The 22008-nt window shown below is 71.5% G+C and carries 20 protein-coding genes, 2 tRNA genes and 1 pseudogene; 8 read left to right on the top strand and 15 right to left on the bottom strand.

The window, feature by feature from the left end:
- The first annotated feature begins 24 nt into the window (after positions 1-24).
- The gene (locus ACIPAE_RS16640; protein ID WP_402445723.1) at positions 25-1731 is read left to right on the top strand and encodes a hypothetical protein; all 1707 of its coding nucleotides are present in this window, start codon (positions 25-27) and stop codon (positions 1729-1731) included.
- 158 nt (positions 1732-1889) lie between these two features.
- Here ACIPAE_RS16640 and ACIPAE_RS16635 read toward each other — a convergent pair whose 3' ends face one another.
- A complete protein-coding gene (locus tag ACIPAE_RS16635) occupies positions 1890-2447 on the bottom strand; it encodes an HIT domain-containing protein (protein ID WP_329371553.1) in 558 nt (185 codons plus the stop codon).
- A gap of 66 nt (positions 2448-2513) precedes the next feature.
- Between ACIPAE_RS16635 and ACIPAE_RS16630 the strand changes: the two genes are divergently transcribed.
- Positions 2514-3173 (top strand): potassium channel family protein, encoded by a 660-nt coding sequence (locus ACIPAE_RS16630; RefSeq protein ID WP_402445720.1) that lies wholly within the window; start codon positions 2514-2516, stop codon positions 3171-3173.
- A gap of 45 nt (positions 3174-3218) precedes the next feature.
- Here the strand turns inward: ACIPAE_RS16630 and thrS are convergent, their stop codons facing one another.
- Positions 3219-5201: a threonine--tRNA ligase gene (gene thrS, locus ACIPAE_RS16625; RefSeq protein WP_329371549.1), complete on the bottom strand. Its 1983-nt coding sequence runs from the start codon at positions 5199-5201 to the stop codon at positions 3219-3221.
- Positions 5202-5406: 205 nt separating this feature from the next.
- Positions 5407-5970 carry a PadR family transcriptional regulator gene (locus tag ACIPAE_RS16620; RefSeq protein ID WP_329371548.1) on the bottom strand — a complete coding sequence of 188 codons (564 nt, stop codon included), beginning with the start codon at positions 5968-5970 and terminating at the stop codon, positions 5407-5409.
- A 151-nt stretch (positions 5971-6121) separates the two neighbouring features.
- On the opposite strand from ACIPAE_RS16620, the gene ACIPAE_RS16615 reads away from it, so the two are divergent.
- Positions 6122-6559, top strand: a complete 438-nt coding sequence (locus ACIPAE_RS16615) for a nuclear transport factor 2 family protein (protein ID WP_329371547.1) — start codon at positions 6122-6124, stop codon at positions 6557-6559.
- A gap of 150 nt (positions 6560-6709) precedes the next feature.
- On the opposite strand, the gene ACIPAE_RS16610 is transcribed toward ACIPAE_RS16615, so the two are convergent.
- The 3 genes from ACIPAE_RS16610 to ACIPAE_RS16600 form a co-directional block, all read right to left on the bottom strand.
- Complete coding sequence (locus ACIPAE_RS16610; RefSeq protein WP_402445717.1) at positions 6710-8518, bottom strand: alpha/beta fold hydrolase; 1809 nt, start codon at positions 8516-8518, stop codon at positions 6710-6712.
- A 370-nt stretch (positions 8519-8888) separates the two neighbouring features.
- Positions 8889-9572, bottom strand: a complete 684-nt coding sequence (locus ACIPAE_RS16605) for a GNAT family protein (RefSeq protein ID WP_329371543.1) — start codon at positions 9570-9572, stop codon at positions 8889-8891.
- Positions 9573-9676: 104 nt separating this feature from the next.
- Positions 9677-10897 carry a glycoside hydrolase family 76 protein gene (locus ACIPAE_RS16600; RefSeq protein WP_402445715.1) on the bottom strand — a complete coding sequence of 407 codons (1221 nt, stop codon included), beginning with the start codon at positions 10895-10897 and terminating at the stop codon, positions 9677-9679.
- A gap of 457 nt (positions 10898-11354) precedes the next feature.
- Here ACIPAE_RS16600 and ACIPAE_RS16595 point away from each other — a divergent pair, with 457 nt between their 5' ends.
- Together ACIPAE_RS16595 and ACIPAE_RS16590 are read left to right on the top strand one after the other, a co-directional pair.
- Positions 11355-12524 carry an MFS transporter gene (locus ACIPAE_RS16595; protein WP_366410027.1) on the top strand — a complete coding sequence of 390 codons (1170 nt, stop codon included), beginning with the start codon at positions 11355-11357 and terminating at the stop codon, positions 12522-12524.
- Between the two features lie 590 nt (positions 12525-13114).
- Positions 13115-14395: an ATP-binding protein gene (locus ACIPAE_RS16590; RefSeq protein WP_402445712.1), complete on the top strand. Its 1281-nt coding sequence runs from the start codon at positions 13115-13117 to the stop codon at positions 14393-14395.
- Between the two features lie 30 nt (positions 14396-14425).
- On the opposite strand, the gene ACIPAE_RS16585 is transcribed toward ACIPAE_RS16590, so the two are convergent.
- Positions 14426-15607 (bottom strand): NAD(P)/FAD-dependent oxidoreductase, encoded by a 1182-nt coding sequence (locus ACIPAE_RS16585; protein WP_329371538.1) that lies wholly within the window; start codon positions 15605-15607, stop codon positions 14426-14428.
- A gap of 154 nt (positions 15608-15761) precedes the next feature.
- Here ACIPAE_RS16585 and ACIPAE_RS16580 point away from each other — a divergent pair, with 154 nt between their 5' ends.
- Positions 15762-16391: a TetR/AcrR family transcriptional regulator gene (locus tag ACIPAE_RS16580; RefSeq protein WP_329371536.1), complete on the top strand. Its 630-nt coding sequence runs from the start codon at positions 15762-15764 to the stop codon at positions 16389-16391.
- A 108-nt stretch (positions 16392-16499) separates the two neighbouring features.
- Here the strand turns inward: ACIPAE_RS16580 and ACIPAE_RS16575 are convergent, their stop codons facing one another.
- From ACIPAE_RS16575 to ACIPAE_RS16545, 7 genes are all read right to left on the bottom strand, one after another.
- Positions 16500-17300, bottom strand: a complete 801-nt coding sequence (locus tag ACIPAE_RS16575) for a hypothetical protein (RefSeq protein WP_402445709.1) — start codon at positions 17298-17300, stop codon at positions 16500-16502.
- Between the two features lie 8 nt (positions 17301-17308).
- Positions 17309-17497 (bottom strand): hypothetical protein, encoded by a 189-nt coding sequence (locus tag ACIPAE_RS16570; protein ID WP_402445931.1) that lies wholly within the window; start codon positions 17495-17497, stop codon positions 17309-17311.
- A gap of 193 nt (positions 17498-17690) precedes the next feature.
- Positions 17691-18191 (bottom strand): radical SAM protein, encoded by a 501-nt coding sequence (locus ACIPAE_RS16565; protein ID WP_402445706.1) that lies wholly within the window; start codon positions 18189-18191, stop codon positions 17691-17693.
- 349 nt (positions 18192-18540) lie between these two features.
- Positions 18541-19032, bottom strand: coding sequence for a hypothetical protein (locus ACIPAE_RS16560; RefSeq protein WP_329371527.1), 492 nt, complete (start codon positions 19030-19032; stop codon positions 18541-18543).
- 177 nt (positions 19033-19209) lie between these two features.
- A tRNA-Val gene (locus ACIPAE_RS16555) sits at positions 19210-19284 on the bottom strand.
- A gap of 37 nt (positions 19285-19321) precedes the next feature.
- Positions 19322-19783: an SRPBCC family protein gene (locus ACIPAE_RS16550; protein ID WP_329371526.1), complete on the bottom strand. Its 462-nt coding sequence runs from the start codon at positions 19781-19783 to the stop codon at positions 19322-19324.
- A gap of 196 nt (positions 19784-19979) precedes the next feature.
- Positions 19980-20051: transfer RNA gene (locus tag ACIPAE_RS16545), tRNA-Val, on the bottom strand.
- Positions 20052-20374: 323 nt separating this feature from the next.
- Between ACIPAE_RS16545 and ACIPAE_RS16540 the strand changes: the two genes are divergently transcribed.
- Complete coding sequence (locus ACIPAE_RS16540) at positions 20375-20788, top strand: SsgA family sporulation/cell division regulator (RefSeq protein WP_003959770.1); 414 nt, start codon at positions 20375-20377, stop codon at positions 20786-20788.
- 195 nt (positions 20789-20983) lie between these two features.
- A pseudogene (locus ACIPAE_RS16535) lies at positions 20984-21532 on the top strand (CGNR zinc finger domain-containing protein); the annotation flags it as partial.
- Between the two features lie 220 nt (positions 21533-21752).
- Here ACIPAE_RS16535 and ACIPAE_RS16530 read toward each other — a convergent pair.
- Positions 21753-21983: a hypothetical protein gene (locus tag ACIPAE_RS16530; RefSeq protein WP_402445704.1), complete on the bottom strand. Its 231-nt coding sequence runs from the start codon at positions 21981-21983 to the stop codon at positions 21753-21755.
- Between the last annotated feature and the right edge of the window lie 25 nt (positions 21984-22008).

Below are 22008 nucleotides of genomic sequence, written 5' to 3'. Positions count from 1 at the left end.
GTGTGATGCGGCCCTGTGCGGGGAATGGGCTGGTCGGAGCCTGCCTTTCAGGGTGCGGTCGGATGGCGAGTGGGGGCTGCGGTGACAGACGGGTTCGACTTCAGCCCGGGAGCGCAGGTCCCGCTCCTGGGTACCGACGGCGAGACGGCCGCGACACAGGCGCTCGCCTCGGCGGCGTACCGGGACTCCACGATGGAGGACCTGATCGGCATCAGTGACGGTGCCAAGGTGACGCCGCCCCGGCTGTCGCTGTTCGAGCCCAACCTCGGTGAGGCGTTCGCGCGGGCGGTGCAGGTCCGGATGCTGGGCGCGGCCCGCGGCGAACTCGTGCAGTCCTTCGGCATCGAGCCGCAGACCGTCGTCGAGCACTGCCTGGCGGCCACCCGGATCAGGCAGGAGCGCGACAACCGGCTGAGCGTCGTGATGGGGGTGTGCGGGCTGCTGTTCCTGCCGGGCACCTTGCTGTGGCTCGGCGCGTTCCAGCTCCGCCGCTCGCTGACCGGCCTGAGGGAGAAGGGCAACAAGGCGGGCGTGCTGGGCGGGGCGGTGCTCGCGGTCGCGGCCGTGCTGGCGGTCCTGCTGGCGATCCGGCCGCCGTTCAGCGGGTTCTGGGCGCTGTACTTCCGCGTGGTGATGATCGTGCCGGTGATCGGCTGGTTCCTCGCCCGCCGGATCTGCGAGCGCACCGCCAAGGACCTGCGCGACCGGTGGGGCGAACTGGCCGGCGGCTCCGGGGTCGGCGCGAAGATCCCCGAGGCGGTGCCGCGCAACCCCAACCAGCTACGCGCCGAAAGCCTCCGGCAGAGCCTGGCGAAGCTCGCCGCCGAGCAGAGCAGCAACGTCGTCTTCTACGCGGGCCCGCGCGGGATACTCGGCATGGGCAGCCGCTGGGGCAGCTGGCAGATGGCCGAGGAGCTGGTGCCGCGCGAGGACATGAAGGAGATCAACCCGTTCCGCAGCTGGGATGTGATCCGGGCGATCCACGACCGGCTGCGGATGCTGGAGCGCGGCCCCCTGCACACCGGCGGCTTCCCCAAGCCGTCGATACGGCACTGGGTGGTGGCCCCCATCAGCGAGGGCGCCGGCAGCATCTCCCGCCCCACCGGGACCGAGGTCGAGGCGTACACCGTCAAGGACTTCGAGATCCAGCGGATCTGCAACACCCAGCAGTTCGGCAAGGGCAACCGGCACTACCTGGGCATCCAGTTCGTGCTGTGGGACGGCAACCTCGTGATCACCCTCATGGTCACCGTGACCGTCCTCGCGCAGACCCTCCGCGTCGAGGTCACCGGATACGCGCTCGGCCCGATCAAGGGCCTGTTCACCTCCAAGCCGTCCGCGCCGACCAAGACGGTCAGCAAGTCCGTGAAGTTCTGGGAGACCAGGACCGTCTCGCTGCCGGTCGTCAATCCGTCCGAGGTGGTCCGCCTCACCGCCCGCGCGCCGCTGACCCGGTTCCCGTCGATCCTCGACCACCTCGGCGGCTCCCTCAAGCTCCCCGAGCCCTTCGGCCTGCGCCACACCTGGGCCGACAAGCCCTGGCAGCACCGCTTCATGGCCGACGACGCGCTCCGCGCCGCCACCCCCGTCCTCCGCGCGGTGCACGCCGCCGCGATCCAGGTGATGGACGAGAACGGCGTCGACATCACCCAGTTCACCAGCCGCTCCATGGCGCTCGGCGGCATGGTCCAGGGCGTCGAGCCCAAGAAGGCCGACGCCTACGACGCGTAGGGCGGTGCCCCGGGTCGTGTGCGGCTCCCTTCGCGCAGGGAGCCGCACGTACTCAGGGGCGCGTGCGGCCCCCAGGCGAAGCTCTGGGGGAGAGCCGCGCGCGCAACCCACCGCCGGCAGGCGGTCCCCCGACCGACGGAACCCCCCACCCCGGAGGGTCAGCTCGGCCAGGCGTCCGCGAGCAGCTTGCGGGTGTCGGCCAGAAGCTGCGGCAGCACCTTCGTATTGCCGACCACCGGCATGAAGTTGACGTCCCCGCCCCAGCGGGGCACCACGTGCTGGTGCAGGTGCGCCGCGATCCCGGCTCCGGCCACATCCCCCTGGTTCATCCCGATGTTGAACCCCTGCGCCCCGGACGCGGCCCGCAGCGCGGTCATCGCCTGCTTCGTGAGCAGCGCGACCTCCGCCGTCTCGCCGTCGTCGAGGTCCGTGTAGTCCGCGACGTGCCGGTAGGGCACGAGCATGAGGTGCCCGCTGTTGTACGGGTACAGGTTGAGCACGGCGTACGCCCGCTCCCCGCGCGCGATGACCAGCCCGTCCTCGTCGGACTTCGACGGGATCGCGCAGAAGGGACACCCGTCACCCGCACCGGGCCCGGTCGGCTTGTTCTCGCCCTGGATGTACGCCATCCGGTGCGGGGTCCACAGCCGCTGGAACGCGTCCGGACCCCCCGCCCCACCCCGCTGCTCCGGCTCACTCGTCATGCCGATCAGCATATGGCCAACCCCCCGTCCCGCGTGTCGCCGGGGCCGTCGCCGACCGGGGCCCGCGATCCTGGCCGGATGGCCGACGACCCCCGCCTCGCCCGGTGGAAGACCCGCAGCGAACGGCCCCTGTTCGCCGTGTCGCTGCTCTTCCTGACCGCGTACGCCGTGCACGTGCTGGCCCGCGGGATGCCCGCCGCCGGGCACGACGCGTGCCTGGCGGTGGTGTACGGCGCCTGGGCGGTGTTCCTCGTCGACTACCTGGTGCGCTGGCGGCTGGGCCCGCGGCGCTCGCTCCTCGCGCACGTGCGCCACCACCCGCTCGACACGGTCGTGCTGGTGCTGCCGCTGCTGCGCCCGCTGCGCTTCGTCAGCATGTACCAGGCGGTCCAGCGGCGCCGGGACGAGCCGCGGCTGAGCCTGTACGGGCGGGTGATCGCGTACGCCGGGCTCTCCGCGGTGCTGCTCGGTTTCGCGGCCGCGCTGGCGGTCTACCAGGTGGAGCGGGACGCGCCGGGCGCGACGATCCGCACCTTCGGCGACTCGGTGTGGTGGATGTGCTCCACGATCACCACGGTCGGCTACGGCGACACCACCCCGGTCACGCCGGCCGGCCGCACCATCGCGGTCGGGCTGATGCTGTGCGGCATGGCGCTGCTGGGCGCGGTGACCGGCGCGTTCTCGTCGTGGCTCTTCCAGGTCTTCGCCCGCGAGGGCGAGAAGCCCCCGCTCCGCTGAGGTACGGCGGAACGGGGGCTTCTCGCGTGCGCGGGGACCCGCGGCTCAGACCTGCACGCGGCGCTCCACCACGTCCACGAGCTTCGCCAGCGCCTCGTCGCGCGGGATGTTGTTCTCCTGCGAGCCGTCGCGGTAGCGGAAGGACACCGTGCCGTGCGACATGTCGTCGTCGCCGACGATGATCATGAACGGCGGCTTCTGCCGCTGCCAGGTCCTGATCTTCTTCTGCATCCGGTCCGAGGAGGAGTCGACCTCGACCCGCAGGCCCTTGCGCTTGGCCTCCTCCGCGAACTCCTGGAGGTAGGGCACGTGGGCGTCGCCGACCGGGATACCGACCGCCTGCACGGGGGCGAGCCAGGCCGGGAAGGCGCCCGCGTAGTGCTCCAGCAGCACCGCGAAGAAGCGCTCGATGGAGCCGAAGAGCGCCCGGTGGATCATCACCGGCTGCTGCCGGGTGCCGTCGGCCGCGGTGTACTCCAGCTTGAAGCGGGCCGGCTGCTGGAAGTCGACCTGGATCGTGGACATCTGCCAGGTCCGGCCGATCGCGTCACGCGCCTGGACCGAGATCTTCGGGCCGTAGAAGGCGGCGCCGCCCGGGTCCATCACCAGTTCCAGGCCCTGCTTCTCGGCGGCCTGCCGCAACTGCTCGGTGGCCTCGGCCCATTCGTGGTCCTCGCCGATGAACTTGTCGCCCTCGCCACGGGTGGACAGCTCCAGGTAGAAGTCGCTGAGGCCGTAGTCCCGCAGCAGGTTCAGCACGAAGGTGAGCAGGGAGTCCAGCTCGTCGGGCACCTGCTCCTTCGTGCAGTAGATGTGCGAGTCGTCCTGGGTGAAGCCGCGGGCCCGGGTCAGGCCGTGCACGACGCCCGACTTCTCGTACCGGTACACCGTGCCGAACTCGAACAACCTCAAGGGGAGTTCGCGGTAGGAGCGGCCGCGGGCGTCGAAGATCAGGTTGTGCATCGGGCAGTTCATGGCCTTGAGGTAGTAGTCCTGCCCCTCGAACTCCATGGGGGGGAACATGCCCTCGGCGTAGTGCGGCAGGTGGCCGGAGGTCTCGTAGAGCTTCGCCTTGGTGATGTGCGGGGTGTTGACGAACTCGTACCCCGCCTCCTCGTGGCGCCTGCGGGAGTACTCCTCCATCTCCTTGCGGATCACCCCGCCCTTGGGGTGGAAGACGGCGAGGCCCGAGCCCAGCTCGTCGGGGAAGGAGAAGAGGTCGAGTTCGGCGCCGAGCTTGCGGTGGTCGCGCTTCTCGGCCTCGGCGAGGAAGTCCAGGTGGGCCTTGAGCTCGTCCTTGGTGGGCCACGCGGTGCCGTAGATCCGCTGGAGCTGCGGGTTCTTCTCGCTGCCGCGCCAGTACGCGGCGGCGTTGCGCATCAGTTTGAAGGCCGGGATGGCGCGGGTGGTGGGCAGGTGCGGGCCGCGGCACAGGTCCTTCCAGCACAGCTCGCCGGTCTTCGCGTCGAGGTTGTCGTAGATGGTCAGCTCGCCGCCGCCCACCTCGACGTCCGCGCCGTCCTCGGAGTTCGCCGCGGAGCCCTTGAGGCCGATCAGCTCCAGCTTGTACGGCTCGTCGGCCAGTTCCTCGCGGGCGGCGTCGTCGGTGATCGCGCGACGGGAGAAGCGCTGGCCGCGCTTCTGGATCTCCTGCATCCGCTTCTCGATGGCCTTGAGGTCATCGGGGGTGAAGGGCTGCGGGACGTCGAAGTCGTAGTAGAAGCCGTCCTTGATCGGCGGGCCGATGCCGAGCTTGGCCAGCGGGAAGAGGTCCTGCACCGCCTGGGCCATCACGTGGGCGGTGGAGTGCCGCAGGATGTTCAGCCCGTCGGGGCTGGTGATCTCCACGGCCTCGACCTCGTCGCCGTCGGCGACCGGGTAGGCGAGGTCCTTGAGCGCGCCGCCGACGCGGGCGGCGACCACGGCCCGCTCGCCCTCGAACAGATCCGCCGCGGTCGTGCCCGTCGTGACCACCCGCGCTTCCGGTTCGGCGGAATCGCGTTTGATGATCACACGGAGGTCTGACACCGGTCTGCTCCTGACTTGAGGCTTACGAGCGACTTGAGGCTCACGAGCGCGGGCGGGTCGTCTTCCGCCGCTGCGCTGAATCGTACCGAGCCGGGGCGGGCGATCGCGAAGCCGCGGGGTGTGGGAGCTGTGCGGGGGGCCGGGAAGCGTGCGCGGGGTCGGGAACCGCGCGTGGAGCCGGGAGCCGTGCGCCGTGCGCGGGCCGCTACCCGCGGGCCGCCTGCCGCGCGCGCAGGACCTCGGCGGTGCGCTCGTACCACTCGCGGTTGCCGCGCTCGAAGGCGAGACCGCGCAGGCAGGTGAGGTAGGGGCCGATCCGGGCGCCGTGCCGCAGGTACTCCTCCTCGGTGGCGTCGCCGCGCATCCGCCGCAGCAGCCCGTCGAACAGCTCGATCCGGGCCTGCGCGAAGGCGATCCGCTCGGCGAGGCGGGCGGTGAGCACATCGGTGTCGACGTGGTCGGCGGCCTGCACCTTGACCATGAGGTCGTCGCGGATCAGGGACGGCTTGCCGGTGGTGGCGGCGAAGCGTTCCAGCTCGGCGAGACCGAGGTCGGTGACCTCGTAGACGCGCTTGTCGGGGCGGCCCTCCTGCACCACCTTGCGGCCGGTGACCAGGCCGGCCCGCTCCAGCTTGGGCAGTTCCGCGTAGAGCTGCTGCGGGGCGGCCTGCCAGAAGTTGGCCACGCCCAGGTCGAACGCCTTCGCGAGCTGGTATCCGCTCAGCTCCTCGTCGAGCAGCGCCGCGAGCACGGCGTGGCGCAGCGCCATCCGGTCGGCCTCCTCCCCGGTCGCGGAGCGGGGTCGCCAGGGTCGTCCCCGGCCGGTCGGAGGGTTGTCCCCGGGCCCGCATCCGTGCATCATCATACTCAAGAAACTGAGTACTCACATCGTTGAGTATCCGGAGGGGAGCGCTGCCGTCATGACCGCGACCGAAACCGCCGTGGACCGTTTCCGCACCGCCGTCGAGCAGCGTGACCTCGGCGCGATGGAGGGGCTGTTCACGGAGGACATCCGCGTCTACAGCCCGGTGAAGTTCCGCCCCTTCGAGGGCCGGCCCCTGGTGCTCGGCCTGTTCAACGTCCTGCTGCGCACCTTCGAGGACTTCCGCTACGTCGGCCGGCTCGACGGCGCCGCCCAGACCCTCGCCGACGGCGCCGAGACCCCCGCCGCGGTGCTGCTCTTCCGCGCCACCGTCAACGGCCGCGAGATCAACGGCATCGACCTGATCCACCTCGATCCGGCCGGCCTCATCCGCGAGTTCACGGTCATGGTCCGCCCGCAGTCCGCGGTCCACGCCCTCGGCGAAGCGGTCCTGGCCGGCCTGGTCGCGGACGGCCTGGCCCCGGCGCAGCCCTAGGCCGCAGCCGCATCGACGGAACCGCCCTGCGAGGCAAAGGAGTCGGCCTCGTCCCTGGGACCGCCAAGGACGGTGGTGGGCGGGTGAGGCGTCACCGCGTCACCGCGTCACCCGCCCACCGTGCCGACCCGGTCGCGCGCGTCACATGGCTCAGCCGAGCGGGAGTTCCAGGCTGGCCTCCTCTCCCTTCGGCGAGCTGATGGTGGTGGTGCTGCCGTCCTCGCCGGCGAAGGAGTACAGCTTGTCGCGGCTGTTGACGACCAGGACGAGCCGGTGGCGGTCCGGCAGGTCGTAGACGGCGGGCTGGAGCTGCCAGCTGACCGAGCGGTCCAGGTTGGGGGTCAAGTCGCTGACGGTGTACGGCTCGTGGGTGATGATCCGGGCCGTGCCGTCCGGGGCGGCGTCGAACAGGTAGGCCACCAGGGTGGTGGCGTCCGAGGTGCTGCGTACGGTGAACCGCACGGCCGCGGTGCCCCGGATGCGCCGGGCCGCACCGTCCTGGCCGGCGAGCGGCTCGGTCGCCCAGACCAGCAGCTGCGGCCGTTCGAACTTCGCCGGGTCGTAGATCTTGGGGTTGCCGAACCACTCCTGCTGCCCGGTCTGCAGGATGGCGCCCATCGCGGTGGCGGAGGTCAGCTCGCCGGCGGTGAAGTCCCGGGCCCATCCGTCGGTCGGCTCCTCGGCCAGCGCGCCGTCGCCGTTGCCACGCGTGGCCGTGAGGTACCAGATCTCGCTGCCGGTGGTGACGTCGTCCCACACCGGACGCTGTTCACGGTGCGCCGGAACGGTGATCAGGTGGGTGCCGCCGGGGATCGGGATGGTCCGGTAGGTGAACATGACCTGGTTGTCCACCTCCGCCCACGTCGGCACGTCGTTGTCGGCGTCGAGCAGGTAGTGGTCCAGCCAGTCGTAGGCTTCCCGCATCGGGACGCGCAGGCCGGGGAACGGCAGACCGGTCAACAGCCCGGCGAGGCCGGGACCTTCGGGCGCGCCGTGGTCGCCGATCCACATGTTCAGCCGCTTCGGCACGGTGAGCTGCGTGAACGTCTCGATCACCTGGCCGGCCGGGAAGAGGCTCTCGTGCCAGGTGTTCGAGAAGAAGGTCGGGATGCCCCGCGCGTTGGTGAGGCGCACATACGCTTCCGGGGAGCGCTCCGTGCCCCAGGCCACCACGTCGTCGAGGTGGTGGCCGCCCAGGAAGTCGGTGAGGACCTGCCGGGTCTCCTCGTCGAACTTCTCCTCCATCGGGCCGCCGGTGAAGTCGATCAGCGCCTGGGCGGCGGCGAGATGACGGGTGTGGTGGTGGTACAGGCTGGTGGCCAGATTGCCCCAGGTACTCAGCGCGACGACCACGGAGACCCGGTCGTCCGGGTCATGCGCGGCGATGAGCTGGCTGATCCCGGAGCCGTAGGACTCGCCGAGAAGACCGATCTTGCTCGGGTTGAAGTGCTCCTGCGCGTAGTCGATCACCGTCGACCCGTCGGCCCAGTCCTTGGGACCGGCGACATCGACGGTGCCCTCGGACGTGGACGGCAGCGCCGGGTCGCCGATTCCTCGCGGGGTGTACGCCAGCACGTGGTAGCCGCGGTGCGCCAGCGTGAGGTAGGCGTACAGGAAAGGCAGCCAGCCGTACGGGCTCCAGCCGGCGGGCACGATCACGACGGGGTGGGGTGTCGGGTCGCTGAGTTCGATGGAGAAGGCCGACAGGCGGACTCCGTCCGACGCGACGATGCGCGGGAAGCCGATCGAGGCGCGCCGCCGGACGGCGTTCGCCAGCTCCGCCAGCTCCGGTGGGAGCGCGCCCCCGGGGCTGCCCTGGAGTGCGGCGACCAGGGCATTGGCCAGGTCGATGACGGAGGGGGTGAAGGTGAGTCCGGAGTCCCAGACACCGTTGGTGGCGATGTCGGTGAGCGTGGCGTCGGTGATCGACGCGATCGGTTCTCCGCCGGCAGCAGTCATACGATCCACCTTTTCCATGACGGACGCGAAGCCCCGAGGAACGGGCGCTCGCGGGAGTGACGCGGGAGCGTGCCGCTCCGGCGGGCACGGCCGGACGGCCACCGCCCAGCACCATGGTCAGCGGAAGACGTGGAGAGACCGTCGCGTCAGGAAGATGTTCACTGCATGGAGTTAAGGCGCCGCGCCAAACCCGGCCGGCACCGGTGACGAGCAGATCCAGCCAACCGGGCCCGACCGCAAGACGCTGGAGGTCACCGCCAAGGTCCCTTGGGCCCAGGGGTGTTGGCGTGCGCGCACGAGGAGGGCTGCGGCGCCCTCAGCTTCGCCCCTCCGGTCAGCCTCGCCCCTCCGGTCAGCCTCGCCCTTCCGGTCAGCTTCGCCCTTCCGGCGCCGCGGCCAAGCGGCTGCGGGTCCGAACTCCGGCATCGGCGCGCGCGGTGGCGGCGGCGAGGCGGCGTTCGAGGTGCGCGCGGCGCTCGGGCCACTCGTCGGCGGTGATGGAGAAGATCGCGGAGTCGCGCAGCCGCCCGTCCTCACCGGGCGCCCAGGACCGGGACCAGTTGCGGAGCACGCCCTCGAAGGTGGCGCCGACGGACTCGATGGCGGCGCGCGAACGGAGGTTGCGGGCATCGGTCTTGAGGTCGACCCGGCCGACCTGCCAGGTCTCGAAGGCGTGCCGGAAGAGCAGGTACTTCGCCTCGGTGTTGACGCCGGTGCCCTGCGCGGAACTCGCCAGCCAGGTGAAGCCGACCTCTATCGCGGACAGCCGGTCGGGGGTGAGCGCGAAGCGCGGCTCCCAGAAGGAAGTGGCGCCGACCGCCCGCCCGGAGGACCTGAGCACCTGGGCGTACGGCGCGAGCCGGCCGGACGCGGCACGCCCGAGTTGCTCGTCGACGTAGTGCCCGACGTCCTCGGCCCTGGGCACCCACGTGAAGCCGTAGGACCCGCGGTCCTCCTCGGCCGCCGCGGCCAGCTCCGGCACGTGCCGGTGCTCCAACGGCTCCAGCCGCACCAACTCGCCCTCCAGCACCGGCCCGTCCAACGTGAAGCCCATGGCCACCGCCCACCCCTCGTCCCACCGCCGCCCGTACGGCGCGCACCGCGCATCGTGCCAGGTCCGCGGCGCTCTGTCGTACGAATTACCCGCGGCCGCGGGGCTCACAGGAGCAGGTGGTAGTCGCGCGGGCTCCACGCCGCCAGTGTCTGCATCTCCACCAGCGCGGCCTGGGTGTTGACGGCGAGCCCCGCCTGCGCCGGCAACAGGCCGGTGGACGGGTCGACCGTCCCCCACAGGGCGTCCGCGCAGGCGCGCTGCGCGCCGCGGTAGCGCTCGTCGGGGTCGATCGAGTGCAGCAGCAGCATGTTCTTGAACAGCACCACGGCGCCGGGGACGTCGGCGGCGAAGCTGTTCGCGAAGTCGTAGGTCTCCAGCGCCCGTTCGGCGATGTCCCGGGCCTGTCCGAGGTAGCCGCGCTCGCCGGTGGCCAGGTGCAGCAGCGCGGCGGCGCCAAGCATGTTGCCCTGGTTGTAGGCCAGTTGCGCGGTGTCCACGGTGCCCTGGAGGTCGACGTGGTCCCAGTACAGGCCGTTGGGGGCCTTGAGGTGGCCCTCGACCCAGTCGAACATCTCGATGGAGTGCCGGAGTGTGTCCCGGTTCCCGGTGAGCAGGTACAGCCGGGCGCCGATCTCCACGCCGAGGGCGTTGGAGACGGTGTTGCGGTCGTGGTTGTAGGTGGCCTGCGTCCAGAACGTTCCGCCGGGATCGGGGTGGCCGGGGTCGTCGTCCCAGCCGTAGCGGATCAACGCGAAGATCAGCCGGGCGCGTTGGAGGGCCGCCCGGTCACCGGTGATCCGGTACTGCTGGAGCGCGGCGAGGCCGAGCCACTCGTTGTCGTCGTAGAAGAGGTCGCCGCCCTGGCCCAGCGGGGGCAGCAGGTAGGACGCGTAGCCGGGCGGGCTGGCCGGGGCGGGCGGGCTCAGCGGGTTGGCCGACACGGGCGAGGGGTTGTAGTAGCCGGCCAGCGCCTCGTCCCGGTCCCGTACGGCCGAGGCGTAGCGGCGGTCGAGCCGGAGCAGGCCGAGGGTGGCCGTGATGACCCCGGAGAACGGATAGACGTAGGCGTACGGGTTGTCGCCGGGCTGGGCGGGGTGGTTCGGCGCGTAGAGCTTGACGTCGGGCGCGTAGTAGAAGCGCTGGAGCGCGTCGTACGCCGCGACCGCGCGTCGCGCGTAGCCGTTCCGGCCCGCGTCCGGCCGAGCCGGGCTCGCGAACGCCGGTGTCGCGGCGAGCCCGAGGACGAGGGAACCGCCCGCCAGCGCCGCGGCCTTGCCGAACGCCCGCCGGCTCGTCCCCGATTCACGCTGGTCTTCGCTCGACATCGTTGTCAGCACCTCCGCGTACGCGGCATCGACATGTTCGTCCGGGCGCGAGCGAATGTAGACCCGCGTGATCTTCGGGTCAATGGTGGTGACGCGTACGGTCGGTGGCGGGGGCGCTTACCCGTTTCCACGTTTGCTCGTCTCCTCGCCCCGACGGTCTGCCGACCTCGACGGACATGACGACTTCCGGGCCGGGGGCGATCCGTTCCTCCTGCTCCGCCTGCCACGTCAGGTCGGGCGGCAGCCGGTCCGAGCCCTGAGCGCCGTACGCCTCCTGCGCCGATGCGCCTTCCAGCCACCCTCCGCACCCCTTCCGCTGGCTCCCCTTCCGCGCGGCAGGGTCGCCGGAGAGCCGTCGACGAGCAGGCCCAGCAGCCCCCGCGGCAGGCCTCTTGACACCCATTTACCGCATTGAGTTAATCAGACTCATGTTTCCTGCTTCCTTACGAGGCAATCCATGACGGCGTCCACGACCGAACGGCGAAACGCCGTCGCCTACCTCGTCGGCCTCGGCCTCTCCTTCCTCGGAGACAACGCGATGTCGCTGGTCGCGGGCATCTGGATCAAGACGCTCACCGGTAGTAGCAGCGCCGCCGCGCTGGCGTCGGTGTGCGTCTACGCGCCGGCGCTGCTGGGCCCGTTGGGCGGGGCGATCGCCGATCGGCACCGGCTGCGACCGCTCCTGATCGGCGTCAACCTCGCAGCCGCGGCGGTGGTCCTCCCGATGCTGCTGGTCCGCTCGCGACACGACATCTGGCTGATCTACGCCGCGATGTTCGGTTACGGCTGCGCGATGGCGGTGACCGGTCCCGCGGAGGGCGCGCTGTTCGCCCGGATCTTCACGGCGGAGACCCGGCAGCGCCTGAACGGCGTGTCGTTGGTGTTGCAGGAGGCCGGGCGCCTGGTCGCCCCGCTGGCCGGTGCTGGGCTGTTCGCGCTGGCCGGTGGCGGAGCCGTCGCCGCTCTCGACGCGGCGACCTTCGCCGTCGCGGCCGCGGCGACCGCGCGGGTGCGGTTCGGGCAACCCCGGCCGGCGCACAAGCCCTTCGACTGGCGCACCGACCTGTCCTCGGGCCTGCGCCACCTCGCCCGCGTCGGCGAACTGCGCGCCGCCGTCGTCATGTCGGCCACGGCCATCGGCATGTCCGGGGTCGCCGTCGCCGCGCAGTACAGCCTGGTGTCGGCGCTGCACCGCTCCCCCGGCTTCCTTGGTGTGCTCTCCGCCCTGCTCGGGGCGGGCTCGATCGCAGGGGGTCTGCTCGCCGGACCGCTGATCCGCCGGGTCGGCGAGCGCAGGCTCATCCTGCTCGGCGTGCTCAACTTCGCGGTCGGGTCGGGACTGCGCGCCACCGGCGTGCTGCCGCTGGCCCTGCTCGGCTCGCTGGTCCTCGGCTTCGCCCTGCCCTGGTGCCTGGTGGCCACGCTCACGCTGACCCAACGGCTGGTCCCGCTCGACCTGCAGGGCCGCGCCTCCGCCGCCGTCAGCCTCCTGCTCTTCGCTCCCCAGCCGCTCACCCAAGCGCTCGGCGCCGCGCTGATCACGGTCCTGGACTACCGCGCCGTCTTCGCTCTCGTCGGCGCCGTACCGCTCGCGGTGTACGCCGCAGCGCAGCTTCGCGCCCGGTGAAATGGGCCCTACCGCGCCCGCGGTGAGGCGGTTTCCGGCCCAGCAGGAGCGTTCGCTCCCTGGCGTCGCGGTCGGCGCCGAGGTCGGGCGGTTCGGTGGACCGCAGGTGCTCGGCGCCGCCTTCGAGGAGCTTGGCCATCTCGGTGGAGCGACGGAGCATGGTCGTCTCGGAGGTGCGGACGGCGCCGTCCGGCCCCGGACCGCATCGGACCGCACCAGGGAGCGGCCTCAGGCGGCCTCGGGTTGCCGGCGGTGAGCGCCGGCCGGGGTCCGCCTGCCCCGTTGCCGCGCCGCTCGCACGATGCCGACGCCGGCGCCCGTGCGGCGCGCCCCGCTTGTGCCGCCTACGCGGAGGGTCGCGTCGTACGAACAGCGCGTCCGCCGAACCCGGCGAAGCCGCCACCGTCCCGTTCCGCGGTCCGAAAACCGGCGCCCTCGCAGACGGCGACCAGTCGAGCCCGCAGGCCCGGGGGCGGTGCCCGGTCGCCGTGGGCCTGCTCCGCACGGAGAATGAGAAGAGGGGCCGGGCACGGGGTCCGCCCGGCCGGACCACCCGGTTTCCCCCACTCCCCGCGGGCGAGGTGGCGACGATGCCGACGTGGCGACTGCGCGACTACCACGACGACGACCTGGACCGGGCGATCCAGATCTGGGACCAGGACCGGCAGGCGGACGACGCCCACCCGGTGTTCCCGGTCTCCGAGGTGATGGCCGCGGCCAGGTCGGGCGAGCCCGCCGTGGTCGCGGTGGTCGGCGAGGAGGTCGTCGGCATGGCAGTGGCCCGGGCGCAGGGCGAGCGGGCCTGGATCACGCTGGTCGCCCTCGCCGCGAACTGGCGCAACCGCGGCATCGGCAGCGCCCTGATCGCCGAGCTGGAGCGGCGGCTGCGCGGCCAGGGGGTGCGAAGGATCGGCGCGCTGCTCGACCCGCGGACCACCGGCACCGCGGCCCTGGAGAACTCCGGGTACCGCGCCCGCACCGGACTGGTCTTCTACGAGAAGGTCGAGCGCCTCGGCTCCGGTGACGCCGGGCTGCTGGCGGAACTCGGCGGCCGGGTGGAGCCTCCCGGACTGTGGAGCGCCCTCGCGGGCATGGACCGTGAGAAGGCTGCCATCGAGCGCCGGATCGTGCTGCCGCTGACCGAGCCCGCGCTCGCCGAGCGCTACGAGGTGACGCCGCCGAAAGCGGTGATCCTCTTCGGTCCGCCCGGCACCGGGAAGACCAGCTTCGCCAGGGCCGTCGCCTCCCGTCTGGACTGGCCTTTCGTCGAGTTGTTCCCGTCCCGGCTCGCCGCAGGCGACACCGGCGGCCTGGCCGCGTCGCTCAGGGACGCCTTCGCCGACCTCGCCGAGTTGGAGGCGGTGCTCCTCTTCGTCGACGAGGTAGAGGAGATCGCGGGCGTACGGTCCGGGCTGGCCGCCGACCCGGGGCACGGAGTCACCAACGAACTGCTCAAGCTGATCCCGGGTTTCCGCGACCACGACGACCGCCTGCTGATCTGCGCCACCAATTCCGTACGTTCGCTGGACCCGGCGTTCCTGCGCCCCGGGCGGTTCGACTACGTGATCCCGGTCGGCCCGCCCGACCCGTTGGCCCGCGAGGCGATCTGGCGCCGCTATCTCGGGGCCGCCGCCGAGACGGTGGAGTTGCCCCGCCTGGTGGCCGCGAGTGAGATGTTCACGCCCGCGGACATCGAGTTCGCCGCTCGCAAGGGCTCGCACGCCGCGTTCGAGCGCGAGGTCGCCGACCGCCGCGGGACGCCCGCCGGCACCGAGGACTACCTCACCGCGATCGCCGACACCCGCCCCACCCTCACCGCCCAGGCCCTCTCCGACTTCGAGGAGGACATCTCCCGCCACGCCCGGTTGTGACGAGAGCCCGGGCCGGGGCGCGACGGGAACTCAGCGCCGGGGGGCGTCGCCGTCGCCGAGGTCGGGGAGTTCGGTGGACAGGAGGTGCTCGGCGCCGCCTTCGAGGAGCTTGGCGGTCTCGGCGGAGCGCGGGAGCATCGTCGTCTCGTAGGCGCGGACGGCGTCGTCGACGGTGGGCTCGTTCGCCAGGGCCAGCGCGAGCTCGGTGGCGTCGAGCATCGCGAGGTTGACGCCGACGCCGAGCGGCGGCATGACGTGGGCGGCGTCGCCGAGCAGGGTCACCGTCGGGTGGTGGTCCCAGGTGTGCGGGACGGGGAGGGCGAAGATCGGGCGGTCCACGTAGGGACCGTCGTTGTCGGTGATCAGCCGGCGCATCCGGGGCGACCAGTGGGCGTACTCGTCGAGGAGCAGGGCGCGGACGGCCTCGGTGTCGGCGACGGTCAGGCCGCTGCGGGCGATCCAGTCCACCGGGGCCCGCCGGATGACGTAGACGCGGATGTGGTCGCCGCTGTTGCGCTGGGCGAACAGGGCGCGGTCGCCGTCGGCCGCGTGGGCACCGCCCTGGCCGACCAGTTCGGCGATGTCGGGGTGGCGGCGCTCGACATCCGCGTACCACGCCTCCAGGAAGCTCACCCCGGTGTAGCCGGGACGGGCGGCGGACACGGCAGGGCGCACCCGGGAGAAGGCGCCGTCGGCGCCGATGACCAGGTCGGTCTCGACGGTCGTGCCGTCGGAGAAGTGGAGCCGCCGCGGCCCCTCGGCGGGCCCGCCGATCCGGTCGAGGGACCGGCCCCAGCGCACGGTTCCCGGCTCCAGGGAGCCGAGCAGCAGGTCGCGGAGCTGACCGCGGTCGATCTCCGGCTTGAACAGCTCGCCCTCGTCCGGGAGTTGATGGGACACGAGGGTGCCGGTCAGGTCCAGTTGGCGCATCTCCTGCCCTTCGGGGCGGGCCAGCTCGAAGAACCCGTCCAGCAGGCCGGCCTCGCGCAGGGCGATCTGGCCGTTGTCGGCGTGCAGGTCGAGGGTGCCGCCCTGGTTGTGCGCGTCGGGGCCCGCCGCGCGGTCGTACACGGTGACCGGGATACCGCGCCGCTGGAGGATACGGGCGCAGGTCAGGCCGCCGGGTCCGGCGCCGATGACGCTGATCCTGGCGCCGGCGGGCGGCAGGGGCTTCGCGGGGGTGAGCGGGTTCGGAGGGTTCGTGCGGTCCATGGGGGTCCTTTCGCCGGGCGCCGGATCACAGCCGCGGCGTTGTGCCGCGGGCTGGTGGGCACCCGTGGGGCGCCCACCGGGCGCCACAATATTTGCAACGACTCCAAATATACAACCACTCCAATTTTCTCTCGGGTCGGATACTCTTGCGGGCATGGCGGAGACGATCGAGCGGGCAGGAGCGGGCGGGCGGCGCGAGCGCAAGAAGGCCGCCACCCGCCAGGCGATCGCCGACACGGCACTGCGGCTGTTCCTGGAGCGCGGCTACGAGCAGGTGAGCGTCCGCGAGATCGCCGAGGGCGCCGACGTGTCGGTGTCGACCCTGTTCAACTACTTCCCGCACGGCAAAGAGGCCCTGGTCTTCGACGAGGATGCCCGCAACGAGGAAGCCCTGGTCCGCGCGGTCACCGACCGCCCGCCCGGCCAGACCCTCCCCCAGGCCCTGCGCGCCTACCTCGTCGGCTTCGTCGTGACCGGCCACGCCCAGGACCCCCGCTTCCCCCGCCTCCAGAAACTCATCCAGCAGACCCCGGCCCTGCGCGAGTACTCCCGTGCGATGTGGCTGCGCCACGAACACGCGCTGGCCCGCGCGCTCGCCGACCAGGCCGGCCGCCCGCACGACGACCTCCTCTGCGCCGCCTACGCCCGCTTCACCCTGGAGACCATCCCGTTCGCCGGTTCCCACCCCGACCCCGCCGCCGCCGTCGACCAGGCATGCCGCCTGCTCGACCACGGCTGGACCACCACGGTCACCCCGAACGACGGCTCGCCGCACCAGAGTTGACGCAACCCAGCGCTTCCTACTGGACGCCGACACACCTCGGTCGGGTCGGCCTGGAACGGCGCCATGACGCGCGAAAGGGGATGGTCGACCGGTCGCGCGGCCCGTCCGTCATACCGGAGCCCCGCGGTGAGCCGCCCACGACCGGGCCGTGGTCTCCATGGCCTTGAGCCATGCGGCGTCAGGCCGTCGCTCCGCGAAGCTCTGGTACATACGGAGGTTCGCCGATGCGAAGGCGTCGATCGCGTGCGGATCGGCGTCAACCCATGCCGGGCACCGGTCGGCCCATGCCTCCGCGTCCTCCGGAGAGTGCCCTGCCGCGACGAGTTGAACCACCAGGCAAGCGGGGTCGATGAAGGCCGCGCCCCGCGTGGGCCATGACCAGTCAACGGCCCATGTCCGCCCCTCCCCGATCATGAAGTTGCTCGGATTGATGTCGGTGTAGAGCAAGGCCCCACCCTCGAAGAGGGCCGCATCCGCCGCGTCATCGGCGAAGCGATTCCATCGCGTCTCCGCCCATCCCTCGGCGACCCCGGGCAGGGGGAGTTCGCCGATCCGCCCCAGCAGTCCGACGACCGCGCGGAGGTCAGGCGAGTCCACATCGAACTTCGCCCCCCGGGCCTCGACCGCCTCGAATCCAAGGACGATCCATTCGTCGTTCTCCGCTTGCCACTTCAGAGCAGGCGCGAGAGGGACGACGAAGGGATTGACCAGCGCCTCCCGGATGAGGGAGTCTCGGCGACCGCCGGGACGGTTGCGCATGGCCTTGACGAAGAAGGGCCCCTTTTCGCACTCGACAATGGCCGTCAGGTCCGAACTGAACCCCCGGGCCGTTCGGCGTAAGTCGCCCAGGTCCCCTGTATGCGGGTTGAGCAGTGCCCAGAAACCCGCTCCGGGAAGGCTGTCGTTCACGTCATCCTTCAGGTCCTCGGGGTGCACTCACTTCCCGGAAATCCCGGGGTGCACTCGGTCTCCGTGGGATCGCACGGATCGCCACCGACCGTGACCGCCCGGATCTTCGCGCTGATCTCCGCCATGGCACTCCCACGGAGAATATCGGCGAGGTCGGTCTTCTCGACGTTGCCGACACCGAGGTGCCCCGAGAACACACACGGCGAGACAGTGCCGTCAGGGCCCACTGCCGCCGTACCGTCACCGCATCCTCCGCAGAGGTGCGACAACTCCTCTTCCTGGCCCTCGCCTTCGCCGCCCCGACCGAAGGGACGCACGCGATCAACGCTGATCCTCGTCACGCCCAAGCCGGCCAGGTCGCGCCGCGCGGCGTCGGTCTCGCGGTCGCCCTCAGTCGTGACGATTCCGACGCGTACGGAGATGCCAAGGCCGACGGCCTGGCTGATGTTGGCCCGGGTGCGACGGTGCGACGGTGCGACGGTGCGACGGGCGACGTGTCACCGTGTCATGCTCCGTTGCTCGGTCGGAGTAGTACGACGTAGCGAGCGTCAGGCCCTGGCGCTGGAACAACTCCCAGCACCGCCGGGAAACATGAACGAGGTTGCTGTACACCTCGACATGCAGGCCGATGTTCAGGGCGTGGTCCACCAACTCGGCGAAGTGGGGGTGCATGGTCGGCTCACCGCCGATGAACTGGACGTTCCGCACCCCGTAGTCGGCCGCCTGGTCGAGCACACGAAGCCAGCCCTCGCGACTCATCGTCCCATGGCCGCCCTGCGGCCCCGACTCGTTGTAGCAGTGGATGCAGGCGAGTTGGCAGCGCCTGGTCAGGTCGAGCCACAGAAGCCGCGGGGGGCGCGGCCGGCTCGGTAACTCGTCAATGCTGTTCACGGTGCGCTCCCTTGTCGGTTATGCATGTTTCGTGGCTATATCATCGCCCATGCGGAGGCATCCGCACCACGCTGCGTTCGTCACCGAACACGTAATGTGGACAGAAGCTTGATACGAATGCCTTCCCGGCCGGGGTCGTCACCGGCCGGGGTCGTCACCGGGCATCGGGTGCGGCGGCATGTCGACGGCAGGCCGGGGGATCTCGCCATGGGGCAGCATGGTCGCCATGTCTGCGTCCAGTGCGCTTTGGAACACCCGGTGGGCGGCAGCGTCGTAGTCGTCGGCACTGTGAGCAGGGTGGAACTCCACGTGGACCCGTCGGCCAGGTCACGGGCCGGTGGGTGGACGGCTACTCGGCGGTGCGCCGCTGCGTCCGGTCGCGTTCCCCGAGGCGCAGGATGCGCCAGCTCGGCAGCGGGTGACGGGCTTCCTTCGTGAGGAAGTCCATCATGTCGATGAGCATGCGCCGAACGTCCGCTATGGGGACGTCCAGTTCCTCCCACTGGTTGTAGTGGGCGTGCAGGCGGACCCGATCGTCGGAGACCCGCTCCAGCAGGCAGCTTTCCACCCCGAGCCGGAGTTCGTCGCCGGCTTCGATCCTGAGCCACTGCAAGAGGGCCGACGAGACCGCCCAGTCCGGCCCGCACTGGGAGACGAACTCCTCCGCCGCCCAGCGCAGTGCCTGAGGCGTGCCTTCGGGCGCACTGATGACGGTGGTGCCGAAGGCGGAGGCGACACGCTGGAACTCCTCGTCGGCGCCCCTGTCGAAAGCGGGGATCTCCTCCAACCCGAAGACCCAGCGGTCCTTCGGGATGTCCGGGGGCTCGTTCGTCCGGCTCACCCGCACGATGATGCCAGGCCGCAACTTCCGTGCCGCGCTTGCCTCGCGCGCCGCGCCAGGTCCGCGGCGGCCCCGTCGACGGGACGTGCGAACAGGCGCCGGCAGGCGCCGGTAGGCGTTCGGCGGGCAACCGAAAGGGCCGCCCTGACGGACGGCCCCTGAGGTGTCATACATGTCTGGTGGGCGATACTGGGATCGAACCAGTGACCCCTTCGGTGTGAACGAAGTGCTCTCCCGCTGAGCTAATCGCCCCGACGACGTGAACAATACAGGGCGGCCCGGGGCGGGTTCAAACGGGAAGCCGGGCGGCGGAGAGGCGAGCGCGCAGGCCGCGGCGGCAGGACCGCATCATGGCGGCGTGGTTGGCGCGGAAGAGCGGGCGGCAGGGCACGGCGAGCAGCCGCATCAGGCGCTTGCGAACCGTGACGTCCTGCTCGAAGAGGAGCCGGGTGGCACCGCCGGGATCGGGTCGTACGGTCCAGCGCACCCAGCCGTCGAGGTCCCCGGTCATGGCGACTTCGAGCACGCGGGCCCCGGGGTCGTGGCGGGTGGAGCGGGCGGTGACGACGAGGTCGTACGGCAGGGCGGAGCGGAAGCGCAGCACGCCGCTGGTGTCGCCGGTCTGCCGGACCTCGCGGACCTGGGGCCACCAGTCGGGGTACTGGTCGGGGCGTTCCAGCACGCGGTAGACGGCGTCGGGCCCCGCGTCGAGCCGCCAGGAGCTACGGAATCGGTAGTGGCTCCAGTCCATGGCACCAGTGTGCGCCCGGAGTTGGGGGAACGCGGCACCCCGGGAGCCGGGCACCGTATGCGAAAGGCGCCGCACCCGAAACGCACCGCACGTCGCGAACAGCACCGCGCCTTGCGAAAGGCGCCGCACGCCGCGAAGGGCGCGCACGCAAAAGGTCCCGGACCGTCTCACGGACGGCCCGGGACCCTTTTCCGGGTGGGCGATACTGGGATCGAACCAGTGACCCCTTCGGTGTGAACGAAGTGCTCTCCCGCTGAGCTAATCGCCCCGGCGCGTGCACAACATTACCGCACCCGGCGGACCGCTTCGGACCACCCCGGGAGCCGCGCGCCGCGCGAGCGCCACCCCCCGGAACGGCGCATCCGACAGCGCACCCCCACGACCGTCACTCTCCGCAGCGACCGCGCCACTTCGATCGACTGGCCAAACCGTCCTGAAACGGCTCCGTCCGGGTCTTCCCGCTAAGCCGGACGAGGTACCAGAAGCCTCACAAACACCTCAGAGGGGTTTACAACGTCGCCGCAGGTGGCATGTCGATTTCGCCGACGTGCGAATCCCCGAGCGCACACTGAGCGAAAGGCCCTGGCGCTTATGAACACCACGGTCAGCTGCGAGCTGCACCTGCGCCTCGTTGTGTCGAGCGAATCCTCACTGCCTGTACCCGCGGGCTTGCGGTACGACACGGCCGATCCGTATGCCGTGCACGCCACCTTCCACACCGGAGCCGAAGAGACGGTCGAATGGGTGTTCGCCCGCGACCTGCTCGCCGAGGGGCTGCACCGCCCCACCGGCACCGGCGACGTCCGAGTCTGGCCGTCCCGCAGCCACGGTCAGGGCGTCGTGTGCATCGCCCTCAGCTCCCCCGAGGGCGAAGCCCTGCTCGAAGCCCCGGCGCGGGCCCTGGAGTCCTTCCTGAAGCGGACGGACGCCGCGGTCCCACCGGGCACCGAGCACCGCCATTTCGATCTGGATACGGAGCTCTCGCACATCCTCGCGGAGAGCTGATCCCCGTATCCCATACCGTCCGCGGCCGTCCTACTCGGGGGGACGCCCGGACCACCGGCCGCGTCGGACCACCACCAGCGGTCCGACGCCGCAGGCAACGGAGCCGCCGCCGTGGGAGCAGACCCCCACGGCGGCGGCTCCCGCGCTAGAGTCACCGGGACTCAGCCGCCAGACACGCCGGCAGGAGCGAATCCCGTGCTCATCAACCACGACACCAGGTGCGCGCTCGACTGCGTGGTGGACCTGGTCAACTCCGCGCCGCAGATCGAGGGCCGTGAGGGCCTGGGCGATGTCGCCCGCCTGCGGGCCTTCGTCGAGCGGCACAAGGTCAGCGACGTCGCCCGCCTCGACCACGAGGACATCGGGGCCGTCCACGCGGTCCGCGCCCGGTTCACCCAGGTGTTCGCCGCCCCCGACGACCCCAGCGCCGTCGCCGTGCTCAACGAGATGATCGCCGAGGCGGGCACCACCCCCCGGCTCACCGACCACGACGGCTACGACTGGCATATGCACTACTTCTCGCCGGGTGCCTCCCTGGCCACCCACGTCGCCGCGGACTGCGGGATGGCGATCGCCTTCCTGGTGCTGGCCGGCGAGCGGGAGCGGCTGCGCCGCTGCGACGCACCGGCCTGCCGCCGCGCCTTCGTGGACCTGTCCCGCAACCGCTCCCGCCGCTACTGCGACAGCCGCACCTGCGGGAACCGGCTGCACGTCGCCGCGTACCGGGCCCGCAGGCGCGAGGCGGAGGAAACCGGGGACGCGGGCCCGGACGGCGGCCACGGGCCGCGGACGGACCACGCCGGGCAATCCGCCGGGCCTGCCGCCGAGCACGCGGGGACGGCACGGCCCGTCGGCTCGGACGGCGCGGGGACCTGACCCGCGGCCGGGCGCCCGACCCCCGCCCGCGGCCCGGCCCGACCCCGACTCGACCCGGCCCCGCTCGGCCTCGACTCGACCCGCCCGGCTACAGAACGAGCAGGTCCCACCCGGCGCCCACACCGAGCAGCCCCCCGATCACGCACAGGAACAGCATCAGCGGCGGCTGCGACAAGGCGTACAAGCACCCCTGCGGCTCGACGAACTCGCCCCGGCGCAGGGCCGCGCGCCGGGCCGCACGCCCGGTGAGCGGCTTCTCGGGGACGGCGGGAGCGGCGGGCAGGGCCGGCGCTCCGGACAGGCCCGACGGGCCCGACACCCCTGACACCCCGGGCGAGCCGGGC

Source organism: Streptomyces sp. NPDC087270, assembly GCF_044744625.1.
Classification (GTDB): domain Bacteria; phylum Actinomycetota; class Actinomycetes; order Streptomycetales; family Streptomycetaceae; genus Actinacidiphila.
The sequence above is the reverse complement of the archived record's forward strand: the minus strand, read 5'-3'. Positions and strand labels throughout refer to the sequence as shown.